Source organism: Mycobacterium sp. NGS69, assembly GCF_059812165.1.
Genome location: NZ_JCALCD010000007.1, coordinates 18,814 through 31,967 on the forward strand (window position 1 = coordinate 18,814; position 13,154 = coordinate 31,967).

General features: G+C 69.5%; 14 protein-coding genes. 5 read left to right on the top strand and 9 right to left on the bottom strand.

Annotation, left to right across the window (positions count from 1 at the left end):
- The first annotated feature begins 50 nt into the window (after nucleotides 1–50).
- Both AC5Y2S_RS20565 and AC5Y2S_RS20570 read left to right on the top strand, forming a co-directional pair.
- Complete coding sequence (locus AC5Y2S_RS20565) at nucleotides 51–1,391, top strand: FAD-binding oxidoreductase (RefSeq protein WP_499958019.1); 1,341 nt, start codon at nucleotides 51–53, stop codon at nucleotides 1,389–1,391.
- Entirely contained in the window at nucleotides 1,391–2,185 is a 795-nt protein-coding gene (locus tag AC5Y2S_RS20570) for a DAPG hydrolase family protein (RefSeq protein ID WP_499958021.1), read from the top strand. The genes AC5Y2S_RS20565 and AC5Y2S_RS20570 overlap by 1 nt, the downstream gene beginning before the upstream one ends.
- 87 nt (nucleotides 2,186–2,272) lie before the next feature.
- On the opposite strand, the gene AC5Y2S_RS20575 is transcribed toward AC5Y2S_RS20570, so the two are convergent.
- From AC5Y2S_RS20575 to AC5Y2S_RS20585, 3 genes are all read right to left on the bottom strand, one after another.
- Nucleotides 2,273–2,722, bottom strand: coding sequence for a DUF6941 family protein (locus AC5Y2S_RS20575; protein WP_499958023.1), 450 nt, complete (start codon nucleotides 2,720–2,722; stop codon nucleotides 2,273–2,275).
- Nucleotides 2,723–2,899: 177 nt separating this feature from the next.
- A complete protein-coding gene (locus tag AC5Y2S_RS20580; RefSeq protein ID WP_499958024.1) occupies nucleotides 2,900–3,244 on the bottom strand; it encodes a DUF732 domain-containing protein in 345 nt (114 codons plus the stop codon).
- 101 nt (nucleotides 3,245–3,345) lie between these two features.
- On the bottom strand, nucleotides 3,346–5,130 hold the full coding sequence (locus AC5Y2S_RS20585) for a DUF4407 domain-containing protein (RefSeq protein WP_499958025.1): 1,785 nt from the start codon (nucleotides 5,128–5,130) through the stop codon (nucleotides 3,346–3,348).
- A 235-nt stretch (nucleotides 5,131–5,365) separates the two neighbouring features.
- Here AC5Y2S_RS20585 and AC5Y2S_RS20590 point away from each other — a divergent pair, with 235 nt between their 5' ends.
- Together AC5Y2S_RS20590 and AC5Y2S_RS20595 are read left to right on the top strand one after the other, a co-directional pair.
- Nucleotides 5,366–5,923: a hypothetical protein gene (locus AC5Y2S_RS20590; protein ID WP_499906457.1), complete on the top strand. Its 558-nt coding sequence runs from the start codon at nucleotides 5,366–5,368 to the stop codon at nucleotides 5,921–5,923.
- Between the two features lie 91 nt (nucleotides 5,924–6,014).
- On the top strand, nucleotides 6,015–6,443 hold the full coding sequence (locus AC5Y2S_RS20595; protein ID WP_499958027.1) for a type II toxin-antitoxin system Rv0910 family toxin: 429 nt from the start codon (nucleotides 6,015–6,017) through the stop codon (nucleotides 6,441–6,443).
- On the opposite strand, the gene AC5Y2S_RS20600 is transcribed toward AC5Y2S_RS20595, so the two are convergent.
- The 3 genes from AC5Y2S_RS20600 to AC5Y2S_RS20610 form a co-directional block, all read right to left on the bottom strand.
- On the bottom strand, nucleotides 6,444–6,674 hold the full coding sequence (locus AC5Y2S_RS20600; RefSeq protein WP_499958029.1) for a LapA family protein: 231 nt from the start codon (nucleotides 6,672–6,674) through the stop codon (nucleotides 6,444–6,446).
- A gap of 89 nt (nucleotides 6,675–6,763) precedes the next feature.
- On the bottom strand, nucleotides 6,764–8,497 hold the full coding sequence (locus AC5Y2S_RS20605) for a molybdopterin-dependent oxidoreductase (RefSeq protein ID WP_499958506.1): 1,734 nt from the start codon (nucleotides 8,495–8,497) through the stop codon (nucleotides 6,764–6,766).
- A gap of 134 nt (nucleotides 8,498–8,631) precedes the next feature.
- Complete coding sequence (locus AC5Y2S_RS20610) at nucleotides 8,632–8,937, bottom strand: hypothetical protein (RefSeq protein ID WP_499958031.1); 306 nt, start codon at nucleotides 8,935–8,937, stop codon at nucleotides 8,632–8,634.
- Nucleotides 8,938–9,048: 111 nt separating this feature from the next.
- Between AC5Y2S_RS20610 and AC5Y2S_RS20615 the strand changes: the two genes are divergently transcribed.
- Nucleotides 9,049–9,453 carry a hypothetical protein gene (locus tag AC5Y2S_RS20615; RefSeq protein WP_499958032.1) on the top strand — a complete coding sequence of 135 codons (405 nt, stop codon included), beginning with the start codon at nucleotides 9,049–9,051 and terminating at the stop codon, nucleotides 9,451–9,453.
- A gap of 24 nt (nucleotides 9,454–9,477) precedes the next feature.
- On the opposite strand, the gene AC5Y2S_RS20620 is transcribed toward AC5Y2S_RS20615, so the two are convergent.
- From AC5Y2S_RS20620 to malQ, 3 genes are read right to left on the bottom strand one after another with little or no spacing between them, the layout of a single operon-like run.
- A complete protein-coding gene (locus tag AC5Y2S_RS20620; RefSeq protein ID WP_499958034.1) occupies nucleotides 9,478–9,948 on the bottom strand; it encodes a nuclear transport factor 2 family protein in 471 nt (156 codons plus the stop codon).
- On the bottom strand, nucleotides 9,945–10,826 hold the full coding sequence (locus AC5Y2S_RS20625) for an LLM class F420-dependent oxidoreductase (RefSeq protein WP_499958507.1): 882 nt from the start codon (nucleotides 10,824–10,826) through the stop codon (nucleotides 9,945–9,947). Before AC5Y2S_RS20625 ends, AC5Y2S_RS20620 begins: the two co-directional genes overlap by 4 nt.
- Nucleotides 10,827–10,862: 36 nt before the next feature.
- A complete protein-coding gene (gene malQ, locus AC5Y2S_RS20630) occupies nucleotides 10,863–13,019 on the bottom strand; it encodes a 4-alpha-glucanotransferase (RefSeq protein WP_499958035.1) in 2,157 nt (718 codons plus the stop codon).
- Nucleotides 13,020–13,154: the final 135 nt, after the last annotated feature.

A 13,154-nucleotide genomic window follows, 5' to 3' on the forward strand; every position in this document is an offset into this window, starting at 1 on the left:
CCGCATCGCGGATCACAATGACCCACAATGCGGATCAAAGGAGTTCCCAGATGGGCGGGCTACCAGCCGGGCGGCACTTTTTCCGGGGCGACGACGGGTATGAGGCGGCCCGGCGCGGCACGGTGTGGCACCAACGGGTGCCCGACCGCTACCCCGAGGTGATCGTCCAGGCGGTCGACGCCGGGGAGATCGTCGCCGGCATCCGCTATGCCAAGGCCAACGGGCACAAGGTCAGCATCGTCTCGGGCGGGCACAGCTTCGCCGCCAGCCATCTGCGCGACGGAGCCGTGCTGCTCGACGTCAGCCGCCTGGATCACGTCACGGTCGACGCCGAAAAGCGCCTCGCCGTCGTCGGTCCGGGCAAGGGCGGCAGCCTGCTCATGGCCGACCTGGAGGAGCACGGACTGTTCTTTCCCGGCGGCCATTGCAAGGGCGTCTGCGTCGGCGGTTACCTGCTGCAGGGCGGGTACGGCTGGAACAGCCGCATCTACGGCCCGGCGTGCGAGAGCGTCGTCGGCCTGGACGTCATCACCGCCGATGGCGAGCAGATCCATTGCGACGCAGACAATCACGCCGATCTTTACTGGGCCGCCCGCGGTGCCGGCCCCGGCTTTTTCGGTGTCGTCACGTCGTTCTACCTGAAGCTGTATCCGCGCCCGGCCGTTTGCGGCACCAGCGTCTACGTCTATCCATGGGACGTCGCCGACGAGGTCTACAGCTGGGCCCGCAGCATCAGCGCCGAGGTGGACCGGCGGGTGGAGATGCAGGCCATCGCCACCCGCAGCCTCCCGGAGATGGGCATCGAAAGCCCCGCGATCGCGTTCGCCTCCCCGGCGTTCGCCGACTCGGAGGAGGAAGCGCAACAGGCCCTCGCCATCTTCGGCAGCTGCCCCGTCGTGGACAAGGCGCTGGTCGCGGTCCCATACATGCCGAGCGACCTGCCCACCTGGTACACCGCCGTGATGACCCACTACCTGAACGACCACCGCTACACGGCCGACAACATGTGGACCTCGGCGTCCGCCGAGGAGCTGCTGCCGGGCATCCGGACGATCCTGCAAACCATGCCGCCCGCCCCGTCGCACTTCCTGTGGCTGAACTGGGGACCGTCCCCGACGCGCCAGGACATGGCCTACAGCGTGGAGGACGAGATCTACCTGGCGCTCTACGGCTCGTGGAAGGACGCCGCCGACGACGAGAAGTACGGCGACTGGGCCGGATCCAACATGGCCGCGATGTCGCACCTGGCCACCGGAATCCAGCTCGCCGACGAGAATCTCGGCAACCGGCCGGCGAAGTTCGCCACCGACGATGCCATGGCGCGCCTCGACAAGGCCCGCGCCACCTATGACCCCGACGGCCTGTTCAACAGTTGGATGGGACGACTCTGATGGCCGGCAACCTGTATCTGGGCTACCGCGACGACGACGCGAACACCCCGTTCGGCAAGTTTTTCAAGCCCGAAATGGCCCCGTTGCCAACGCATGTCGTGGAGGCGCTGCAGCACGGCCCGCAGGGCGGGATGGCGTTGCTGGCGTTCGACGATGCCGCCACCGTCGCCGAGGAGGGGTACCAGCAGACCGAGAACGGCTACGGAATCCTCGAGGACGGCAGCCTGCAGGTGTCGGTGCGCACCGACATGCCCGGGGTCACCCCCGCGATGTGGGCGTGGTGGTTCGGTTGGCACGGTTGCGACACCCGCCGCTACAAGCTGTGGCACCCGCGGGCGCACCTGTCCGCCGCCTGGAAGGACGGTCGCGACGACCGCCAGTACATCGGCCGCTGGTCGATGATCAGCGAGTACATCGGCTCGACGTTGCTCAACGGCGCAATTCAATTCGTCGAGCCGGGGGCCCTCGGCTGTCCGCCCGACAGTGCGGACGCGGTGGCGATCTGCGCTCGGCTGGGGTCGGGCGACGTGCCGGTCGATGCGGGCTGGTTCATCCATCACATCCGCTCGACGCCAACGGGCGCCGAGATGCGGTCACGGTTCTGGATGGGCGGACCGCACATCGCCGTGCGCAACGCGCCCGGCGTCGCGTCGCGGGCGGTTCGTCCGATCGCGTCGCGAGTGCTGGGCACTTCCGAGGCGACCGCCCGCAACCTGCTGGTGCACTGCGCGCAGGAGATGAACCACCTGGCGGCCTTTCTGCCCGAGTTGCACGGGGCCTTCGGCGACGAATAGCGTGCGTCGGCGGCCGTCGCGAAGGTGCCACTGCCGACGCGTTTCACGAGTGGGGGCGTCGCTAGTTGCACTCTCGCGACTCGGATATCAGGCTTGCGACGCCTGCGGGTGCGGCGCGCCCACCACGACGAACGCCTCGACGGTGGTGGCCTGCTCGAAGCCCTGCACCTCCACCCGCCACTCGTAAAGACCCGGCTCCAGCGGGATACCCGCCGGGATGTTGAGCGTGAGCGGCATGCGAACCGAGGTGCCGTGGATCGCACCGGGGGGACGACCGGCCTCCGCCGACGCCTCGAAAGAGATCCGTTGTGGCCCTTGCGTGCCCATCACCACCACCGGCTCGCCGTCGGTGGTCAGCAATTGACACGTCAGCTTGTGCGGCTTGTTGGTCTCGTCCCAGTCGATGTCCAGGAAAAGCACCAAAGCGAAAGGGGGAGTGGGTGTTTGGCACTGCCGCCAGCCCAGGCCGAGGGCATGGACCTTTCCGGATGCGACGTCGGCCTGCGCCGCGTCCGCGAGGAACAGGCTGATCTTCACGCCGGGGCCGCGATCGCCTTAGCGGTGCTCACCGCGAGACCCTGCTCTGCCATCTCCGCCGCCTCGAGATCCACGAGATCCTTCCCCCCGCCACTATCCGGAGGATCATACCTTCGCGCGGATCAGGCACGGCGGCCGTGCACCCGCTCGGACGCCGTCGGCCCCTCCGGCAGAAACCTAGGTGCCGGCGGGCTTCGGCGATTCGCCTTCCTCGGTCTGGGTCAGCTTCTCGGGGCAGTACGCCGAGGCCGCGATCGCCGCGAACTTGGCGGCGCCGGGGCCCTGGAAGCCGGGGTTTTTATCCTGCAGGTTCTTGACGATTTCCTCGCCCGTCAGGCCGTCGTCGGCCGACTTGCACACCTGCTTGCCGGCCGTGATCGCGCGATCGGCGTTCAGGTAGGTCAGCCCCGCTTGGGTGAGCGCGCTGAGGAAGCTTTGATCCTTGGCGTCAGGGTCGGCGTAGGCCGGGGCGGCGGTACCGATCACCAGGGCGGCACTGGCCAGCAGCAGTACGGGTCTCATAGTTCCGAGATTCTTGCAAAGCCAGGAAAACCGTGCATCCGTTGCGGCCAACGGGACTTTAACGGCGGCTGGCCACCGGATGAAATCCGATGGCGCCGCGATCACTTGCCGGGCGGTAGCTGCCGCGGGCCTTCCGGTGCACGCAGCTCGCTCGGTCCGTCCCGCCGCGTCAACTCGGCGTCGCGGTCGCGGCCCGCCAGCGCCAGGCCCTCGGCGTCGTTGGCGGCGATCCCGCGCACCGAGCGCCGCTCGTGGCCGCCCACCCGCATTCGGCCGGCGGCGGACGGCGCTTCGTCGGACGCGGGCCGCTGCGACGCCTGCCCACCGGCGTCGGTGCTTTCCGAGTCGAGCGTCACCTTGTGGGTGCGCCTGAGCGCGAACGTGATCTCCTCGACCTCTTCGAATACGTGACGCGCGGTGCGCAGCGGCTGGGTCGTGTTGTCGATGACCCGGGCGACGAACGGGGGAACCAGCGGGCGAATCCAGCGGGCCGCCGCCCGGGTGGCCTCCGGAAGCGACGGAATCAGGGGCGTCGCCCGCTCATCGTGCGGTTCGACCTCGCCGCCCGGCTCGATCGGTGCGGGCAGGTTCGCGGGGCTTTCGGGCGCCACCTGGACCTCGACCTCCTGCGGGTCGGCGGGCGGCGGGGCGATCGCTCGACTGGCCGCCTCGGCTTCCGCCGCGATCGGCAGGTACATGTCGTTCTGCACCGGCTCGAACGTGCGCCGCGACGACGCGCGCACCGGTGCCTCGAGGGCGTCCATCACCCGCCGGCGCTGCTGTTCGCGGTCGATCTCGGTCTGCGCCTCGATGGCGAGCCGTGCCTGCGTGAGTTGGTGCTCGGCCCACATGATTTCGGCCTCGCGGCGGACCTGTGCCCGCTTGATCGCGATGGCGGTTTCGGCCTCGAGTTCGGCGCGCTCGCGCTCGGACCGCGCGGTCGTGTGGCGGTCGTGGGTCGTCTCGCCGCGCCACAGCCGCAGGATCAGCGGCAGCACGCACAACAGCGCGAAGAACGCGATCGCCGCCAGCCGCAGCGCCAACGCCCCCGCGTCGGCGAGTGTGAGGTCGTTCATGGCGACCCAGCGCGCGCCCAGCCCCCGGCCGGCGTCCGCGGCCACCTCCTGGCGCGCCCGGGCCATGGCCTGCTCCTCGCGGGAGATTCGGGCATCCAGTTCGGGCGCCTGGCGGTCCCGGGCCACCAACGCGTCGTCCAGTTGGCGCTGCGCGTCGGCGAGAAGCTCGTTTGCGGTTCGGGTTTCGGGCCCGGCCCCGGGAACGCCGGTGATCCGCGTCTGCGGGCAGGGCGGCGACGGGTTGTACTCGCAGCGGGCCACCACCAAGGCCTGGTCCTGGCGCTCGCGAGCCTGCGCGACGGCGACGTCGAGCGCGCCCCGCGCGTCCTTGGTTTGTTGCAGCGCCGCCGACGCCTGCGCGACGGCCGGCGCCGAGTCCGCGTCGCGCAGGGCGCGTTCGTCGAGGCGGTGGTCGATCGAACTGGCGAAGATGACGAGCGAGGCCAGCTCGCCGACGACGGCACCGACGGCGATCGCGACGGCCGCGCGAGCGGCGACGCCGGGCCAGCGGCGGCCGGGCCCGGCGGCGGTGCCGCGGGTCACCGCGCCCACCAGCAGGCCGAAGAGGAGCGTCAGCGCCGCCACGGCGGGCGTGGGCCAGCGGGTGGACTCGTGCACCGCCAGGCCCGCGACCAGCCAGGCCAGCGCGCCCCCGAACAACACGACCGCGCCGGCCAGCGCTTCGTCGGCCTCGGTCACCCGCTCGTGCCGTTCACCGGGCTCGCGCCGGTGCCCGCCGCCGAGCCAGGTCAGCGGACCCTGGATCCGCGACGTGAACGAGCGCGACTCAGTGGCTTCCTGGGCGCACATCGGTTCCAAACACCTCCAAGTTCGTCAAGCCTCCCAGGCCGGCGGCCGACGCACCGAATCCAGGCGCCATGCGTGTGGTGATGTTCACAGCGCAACGGGGTGGGTGCGGGGTCACATCCTCGTGATACCCATCGGGTCCGCCCGGCCTGATCCGGGGCCGCCCCTGGCGCGAAATTGCTGCGACGCGAGCAGATCAGCGACCGTTCCGGCAGGGGACGTGAGACGGTATAAGCCTATGCCAAATCACGATTATGTCACCTACGAAGAGTTCGGCCGCAGGTTCTTCGAGGTCGCAGTCACCCCCGAGCGTGTCGCCGCCGCGTTCGCCGACATCGCGGGCAACGAGTTCGCCATGGAGCCCATCGCCCAGGGCCCCGGCGGGATCGCCAAGGTCAGCGCCAACGTCAAGATCCACGATCCCAAGGTGACCCGCCGGCTGGGCGACGACATCACGTTCGTCATCCACATCCCCTTGTCTATCGATCTGCTGCTGGACCTGCGCCTGGACAAGCAGCGGTTCGTGGTCTCCGGGGACATCGCGCTGCGCGCCACGGCGCGGGCCGCCGAGCCCCTTCTCCTGATCGTCGACGTCGCAAAACCCCGCCCGTCCGACATCACCGTCAACGTGTCGTCGAAGTCCTTCCGCGGCGAGGTGCTGCGCATCCTGGCCGGCGTCGACGGCGAGATCCGCCGTTTCGTCGCGGCGTACGTCGCCGAGGAGATCGACTCGCCGCAGTCGCAGGCCGCGCAAGTCATCGACGTGGCCCATCAGTTGGCGGAGGCCTGGCCCTAGCCCGCCGAGCCGTGGGCCGGGTTTATCCCTTCGGGACCGACGGGTATGCGGAGGCAACGTCCGTGACCGTCTTTTTCAGGAGTGAGAACCGTTGGCGCGAGTAGATGTTTCGATGGCGTCGGAGGTGCCGGCGGAAACCGCGTGGAAGCTGGCGTCCGACCTGCGCCGCTTCGACGAGTGGCTGACGATTTTCGGTGGCTGGCGCGGATCCGTCCCGGCGACGATCGAGAAGGGCACCTGCGTTTCGTCGTGCATCAAGGTCAAGGGCTTCCGCAACATCATTCACTGGGAAGTCACCTGCTACGACGCGCCGAAAGCGATTGAGCTGCAAGGCCGGGGCCGTGGGGGCATTCGGATCGGGGTCGGGGTGACCATCTCCGAGGACCCTCCCGGATCGGACTTTCACCTCACGGCGGACCTGAAGGGCGGCGTGCTCAGCGGTCCGGTCGGGGGGCTGGTCGCCAGGGTGCTGCGTTCCGACATTCGTAATTCGGTCAACAACCTGGCGTCCCTGCAGTAGTCACCGCGGCGGCCGATCGGTGTGCCATCCGCGTTCGGCGTCGCGGATTCGCCTGCGGTCCATGGCAAGCCACGCCAGTCCGGCGCCGAAGGCCAGTAGGCCGACGATCGCGGCGGTGACACCCGCGCCGGCCTGCCCGAGCGCGAAATTGATCACGCACACCACAAACGCCACGGCGGCGGCCGCGACGACGGCGAGGCCGGCCGAGCGCTCCCAGGGGCGTCGCACCATGGCGCCTCCTCGGATGCCGTTCGTTACACCGCTCGTCTGCGAGCTACCCGAAACGGCCTCCGGGGAAACGACTTTGGCCCGCGACGCCGCTACAGGGTCTGGTGCCGCCCGAAATACTTGTGGTCCTCGCTGTAGCCGCCGTACCCGCTGCCGATGTCGCGGTAGTCGGCGACGAACTCGATCCCTTTGATCCACTTCACCAGCTTGAAGCCGTGCTGTAGCTCGTTGCGCAGCCGCAGCGGCTTGCCGTGCAGGTAGGGGAGTGGCTGGTCGTTCATGTTGTAGGCCAGCATCGTCATGTGGTGGTCCATCTGGCCGATGTGGTGGGCGTTGTAGTAGATGCCGCCGGTGGCGCCGAGGCCCATCGAATAGAACACCGCCCATTTCGCCTCGGGCAGCGGTTTGACGATGTCCATGATCGCCTTCATCTGGACGCCACCCCACTTGGCCACGCCCGACCACGCCTGGATGCAGAAGTGCTGGCTGATCTGCTCGTGGTAGGGCAGCGCCTTCAGATCGTCGAGCGAGAATTCCATGGGGTGCTCGACCAGGCCGTAGACCTTCAGCCGCCAATCGCGAAAGTCGTTGGCCTCCAACTCTTTGTACTCGACGGTCTCGGGCAGGCGGCCGTTGCGCCAGTGATGCGGTGAGATGTCCTTCTCGGTGAAGGCGCCGGGCTTGGGGTCGAGCTGTTCGAGCGCGCGCTGGAAGGGGCCGACGAGCGCATAGCCGACCCGCTGGATCACCCGGGGATGGCGAATCGTGAAGGGGGTGGCCCACACCCACGCGACGGCCGTCACCACCATCGCCGCGGCGAAGATCCAGAAACCCACCCAGCTGTCGTCGTCGCGCGACGCGAACATGTGGTTGAGGTTCCGCAGCGCGCCGGTCGTCAGGACCATCGTCACGTGCACCAGGATGAAGAACAGGAAGTACACCAGCACCACGAAATGCAGGGACCGCGCGTGCTGAATGCTCAGCCGCTTGCTGAGCCAGTGCACGCGCTGCGACAGCGCGGGCGACATGCCCAGGCCGGTGATCAGCGCCGCCGGCGCGGCGATGAAGACCGTGGTGAAGTACGCCAGCAGCTGCAGGCCGTTGTAGGCGACCCAGCCGTTGTCCTTCGGCCAGTCCAGCGAGAGGTACTGCACCGCAACGGACGCGGCGTTGGGAAAGACGTCCCAGCCGGTGGGCACGATGTGGCGCCACTGGCCGGTGGCGAACAACAGCACGTAGAAGACCAACCCGTTGACGAGCCACAGCACGTCGATGCCGAGGTGCCACCACCGGGCCAGCCCGATCGAGTGCCGGAATCCCGGCAACCCGAATTGCGGTGGCAGCGCGACGGTGTCGGCGTTGGCGGTCCACAGCTCGTCGTCGGGCACCGGCGGCCCCACCCGCAGCCACTCGTCTTTGCCCGGTGTCGCGTTGCGGCTGAAGTAGAGGCGGGGGTGGTCACACAGGATCTGGATGCCCGTCCGGACGATGAACATCATCATGAACAGGTTGAAAAAGTGCGTCCACCCGATCCAGGCGGGCAGGCCGGGGCTGACGCCGGTGTGGGTGTCGGTTCCCGGGTAACGCTGGATGAACGACTGCACCGCCGGCATGTTGTGCAGGCCCTTGCCGATCGCCACGCCGACGACCAGCAGGGCGAAGCCGATCGGGATCAGCCAGAGCAGGTTGAACCATTTGTCCCGCCCGACGCGCAGCTTCGGTGCCGTCGCCCGACGGGTGAGGTCGAAGCCGCCGCCGTACGCCTCGACGTCGATGGTGTCCTCGGCGGTGTGTATTTCGTTGCGGTAGTCGGGGATTGACGTCAGCGGCGTGCCCGCCGCGAGTGTCGATACTGAGCCGTCGTGCGCTGCCCGCCCCCCGGCGGTCGCGGCGTTGTCAACGCGCGGGTCCCGATGTTCGGTATTCGTCACGGGGCCGAATTTACCCGAATGCACTTGGATTAATTGGGCTCGTTCAGGCGGCGAGGCTCCGCCGCGGGGTCTGCGGTCGTCGGCAATAGTTGCCTGGGGGCAAAATCCGCCTCGTCATGAATGGTGGTAGCCGCAACTGCCGAACAAACGGGGTATTTTTGCCGCAGAATCGGTTCCTTGGCGGTCCCTGTGAGTTTGGGCATAACCTTCTGGACGGCGGCGACCGCGCGGGTCGTGCGGCCGCTCACCCCGTCTGGGCGTCCGGCGGCGGCATTCACCCCCGAGCGCTTGTCAGCAAAATGCATGAACGCGCAAATTGCGAACAGCTTCGCCATTGGCGCGTTATCGTACGACGTCCTGTCGCACGCGGGCGAAGGCCGAATGTCCCGTGCGGATAGAAAGTACAAAACCAGTTGGAGGCTTACATGACCCGGCGGTGGTTGTTTATGGCCCTCGTTGTTGCCGCAGCGTTAATGACGGGCTGCTCGAGCAGCAAAACGACAATTTCGGGGCCCAGCCCGTCGGCGAGCGGCCGATCGACGTCGACAGCTACCACGTCGGCGCCCGCTGCCTCCAGCGACACGACCTCCGCAACCGCGCCCGTCAGCGCGACCCTGGATTCGAGCCAATGCGTCGACGTCACAGGGGCGAACGTCGACCTGCTCACCGCGTCGGACAAAGATGCCGCGCGGAAAGCCGCCGACACCCTGGAGGGCTACAACCCGCCGACTTCCGTCAAGGACGCGATCGAACACTTCGTCACGACGGGCGGCGCGCACTTCGATGACCCGGACTACACGAAGAACAACAAAGCCCTCGACGGCTGGGTCAAGCAGGTCTGCCCCAGCTAACGCTCGCGGCGCAATAGCCGCGCGCTAGGCGAGGTCGTGCGGCCGCAATCGGCGGGCCGGCCGGGTCTCGATCGCGTTGACGGTCAGGGCCCGGCGGCCGATCCGCCAGCCCGCGTCGGTCAGCCGGTACTCGTCGTCGTAGCGCAGGTGCCAGACCACGTCGACGACCTCGTCCCCGCGCGGGCTCCAATGATGCGCGACGCACGCGACGCGCCCGACGGCGGTGCCGCTCCGGGCGCCCTCGTCATAGACCTCGCCGACGACGGCGTGTTCGGTGCGGGTGACGGCCGCGACGGCGGCGACGGCGGCGGCGATGGCCGCCTGCCCGCGGTGGACGTGGACGGGCTCCAGCGCACCCGGCGGCTCGGGCACCCGCAACTCGGCCGTCTCGGTGAAAAGCGTTGCCACGGAATCGAATCGACGGTCGTCCACGTAGGCCGCATACCGGTGCACCAAGTCGCTGAGGGCCGCGCGGTCGGTCGCCGAGAGGGTCACGAGCTCAACGACAGCCGCTGGGCGCACGCCGACAGGACGTCCTTGGCCTCCTCGATGTCGGCGGTCGGCGGCATCGAGAGCACGATCCGGTCGGCCCCCTGATCGAGCAGGCCGCCCGCGCGCTCGGCATCGATCTTGGTGACGGCGTGGCCCAGCGACACTTCCAGCGCCGCCGGGTCGCGGCCCGCCGCCGACGCCTCGTCGCGCATCAGCGCGATCAGCGACGCGAGTTCCGCGCCGGCCACCCCGAGCGGCTGCAGGCCGTCGCCCAACCGCCCGGCCCGGCGGGCCGCCGCTTTGCTGTGCCCGCCGATGTAGATCGGAAGCCGTTCGCCGGCAACGGGTTTGGGATAGCACGTGACGTCGTCGAAGTCGAAGAACTCGCCGTGGTGCGACACCCCCTGCGGGGTGTCCGCCCACAGCGCCCGCAACACGGCCAGCTGCTCGTCGGCCCGCCTGCCCCGGCTGTCGAATTCCGCGCCGCACGCCTCGACCTCTTCCCGGAGCCAGCCCACTCCCACGCACAGCCGCAGCCGTCCGCCCGAGAGCGCATCGACCGTCGCCGCCCGTTTGGCCAGCACCACCGGATGGTGGTTGGGCAGCACCAGCACCCCGGTGGCCAGCCGCAGCCGGCTGGTGTGCCCGGCCAAGAACGCCAGCAGGTCGAGCGGGTCGGGAATGGGGCAGTCGGCGGCCAGCCCGACCCGCCCCGAGCTGTCGTACGGGTAGACGCTGTCGTAGCGGGTGGCCAGCACGGTGTGCTCCACGACCACGATCGATTCGAACCCGCACCGCTCCAGGTGCCCCGCGAAGCTCGCCATCCACTCCGGATCCGCGGTGACACCCTCGGCGACCGGCGCCAGAACCCCGAATTTCAGCGAAGCCGTCATGGCACCAGAAGTTAACAGGTGGTGTTATCCCGGCGGCGCGATCGCCTCTCGGACGGCCTCTGCCAGCGCGGCCGCCCGGCGATCGGTGAAAACGTCCTCAAGCAGCACCGGTCGGCCGTCGGGGCCCGTCAGCGGGACCCGCCAGTTGGGGTACTCGTCGGTGGTGCCCGGCTGGTTCTGGGTCCGCCGGTCACCGACCGCGTCCGTCAGCGCCACCCCCAACAGCCGCGACGGCGTCCGGCCCAGGTACCGGTACAGGGCGAGAATCACCTGCTCCGGGTCGTCTTGACCGGCTGGGCCGCCATCCAGTAGCCCGACCCGGCGCAGCTCGGCCATCCAGGCCGCCAGCTCGGCCCGGTCGGATTCGAGCTCGACCTCCACCGGCCGGGTCAATAACCCGAGGGACTCCCGCAGCCGCACGTGGTCGCCGGCCAGGTAACCGGCCGTCGGCGGCAGATCGTGGGTGGTGACCGACGACAGGCAGTATTCGCGCCAGCGCTCGGCCGGCAGCGGCCCGCCGGTTCCGTCGCGATCCAACTCGAACCACAGGATCGAGGTGCCCAGCACGCCGCGTAATAAGAGGTAGTCGCGCACCCACGGTTCGACGGTGCCGAGGTCTTCGCCGACGACCAGCGCCCCGGCCCGGTGGGCTTCCAGGGCGACGATGCCGATCATCGCTTCGTGGTCGTAGCGCACGTAGGTGCCCTCGGTCGGCGGTGCGCCCCGCGGGATCCACCACAGCCGGAACAACCCGATGATGTGGTCGATGCGGACGCCGCCGGCGTGCCGCAGCACGGCCCGGATCAGCGCCCGAAAGGGGCGGTATTCCTCTTCGTCCAGCCGGTCCGGGCGCCAGGGCGGCTGCGACCAGTCCTGGCCGAGTTGGTTGAACTCGTCCGGCGGCGCTCCGGCCGTCACGCCCAGCGCCATCACGTCCTGCAGGGCCCAGGTGTCGGCGCCGTTGGGGTGCACCCCGACCGCCAGGTCGTGCATGACGCCCAACGCCATCCCGGCCCGGATCGCCTGGGACTGCGCCGAGGCGAGTTGCTCGTCGAGTTGCCACTGCAGCCAGCGGTGGAAGTCGACGGCGTCCGCGTTCCGTTCCGCGAACCCCGCGACGCCGGCGGCGCCGGGGTGCTGCAGCGACTCCGGCCAGCGATGCCAGTCGTCGCCGTATTCCTCGGCCAGCGCGCAATAGACGGCGAAGGCGTCCAGGGGGGTTCCCTCGCGGTCGCGGAACGCGGCGTAGGCCAGCTCACGCCCGGCCGAACGCGGCTCCCGGTGCAGCAGCCGCAGCGCGGCGCGCTTGGCGGCCCAGGCGCCGTCGCGGTCGATGGCGTCGAGGTGGCCCGCCCGCTGTTGGACGTCCGAGCGCAGCCGGCGCACCCGGCCCCGCTTGGTCAGGTCGGCGTATTCGGGGATCGCCTCGACGCGCAGGTAGAGCGGGTTGAAGAAGCGCCGCGACGTGGGCAGGTACGGCGACGGCTCCATCGGGCTCGACGGCCCGGACGGGGCGGCGGCGTGCAGGGGATTGACCAGCACGTAGTCGGCGCCATGGCGCGACGCCGACCACACCGCGAGGTCGCTGAGGTCGGTGAGGTCGCCGACGCCCCACGACTGCCGCGATCGCACGCTGTAGAGCTGCGCGGCCAGGCCCCAGGCACGGCGGGCGCCCAGCCGCTCCGGCAGGCCGAGCCAGTCCGGCGTGACGATCAGCGCGGTGCTGGTCTCGGAGGCCCCGGAGCGCAGGTGCACGCGGTGGTAGCCCAGCGGCAGGTGAGCCGGCAGGACGAAGCTGGCCTCACCGACCCAGCGCCCGTCCAGCTCGAACGGCTGGGTGAAGTTGTCGACCTGCGCCACCCCGCCGCGCACGGTGCCGTCCTCGAGCTGCAGCCACACCTCGGCGGGATCGCCGTGCGTCACGTGCACCCAGAACCGGATCTGCTCACCCGTGCGCCCGACGATGGTCGCCGGCATCCGGCGCTCCCAATGCGACCGCCGTTGCGCGGTCAGGGCGGCGTTGCGCTCCCGCTCGGTGCCGGCGGCGACCCCGAGCGCGGCGAGCACGGCCACCAGCGTGTGCTCTCCGACGAGCACGCGCCGGCCGGTCCAGTCGTCGTACTCGGTGGCGATGCCGAAGCGGCGGGCGAGTTCGACCAGCGAGGGCGCGAGCTCCGTCATGTCGCCCATCTTGCTTGAGAAGCGGTTCGGTCGCCTCACCGCCGAGCCGGGCGGGCGAAGCTGGCCGTTCGACAGGACTAAGCGGGCGTCCCCGGTTAACATGCCCAGTGAAGACGTGAGGAATCCAGCCGGGGG

Bases quoted from the DNA above. Each gene is read 5' to 3' on its own strand.
- AC5Y2S_RS20590 (WP_499906457.1), top strand. From the start codon at position 5,366: ATGCCAAATCACGATTATGTCACCTACGAAGAGTTCGGCCGCAGGTTC.
- AC5Y2S_RS20580 (WP_499958024.1), bottom strand. From the start codon at position 3,244: ATGAGACCCGTACTGCTGCTGGCCAGTGCCGCCCTGGTGATCGGTACC.
- AC5Y2S_RS20615 (WP_499958032.1), top strand. From the start codon at position 9,049: ATGGCCCTCGTTGTTGCCGCAGCGTTAATGACGGGCTGCTCGAGCAGC.
- AC5Y2S_RS20565 (WP_499958019.1), top strand. From the start codon at position 51: ATGGGCGGGCTACCAGCCGGGCGGCACTTTTTCCGGGGCGACGACGGG.
- AC5Y2S_RS20585 (WP_499958025.1), bottom strand. From the start codon at position 5,130: ATGTGCGCCCAGGAAGCCACTGAGTCGCGCTCGTTCACGTCGCGGATC.
- AC5Y2S_RS20570 (WP_499958021.1), top strand. From the start codon at position 1,391: ATGGCCGGCAACCTGTATCTGGGCTACCGCGACGACGACGCGAACACC.
- malQ (WP_499958035.1), bottom strand. From the start codon at position 13,019: ATGACGGAGCTCGCGCCCTCGCTGGTCGAACTCGCCCGCCGCTTCGGC.
- AC5Y2S_RS20610 (WP_499958031.1), bottom strand. From the start codon at position 8,937: ATGGCGAAGCTGTTCGCAATTTGCGCGTTCATGCATTTTGCTGACAAG.
- AC5Y2S_RS20600 (WP_499958029.1), bottom strand. From the start codon at position 6,674: ATGGTGCGACGCCCCTGGGAGCGCTCGGCCGGCCTCGCCGTCGTCGCG.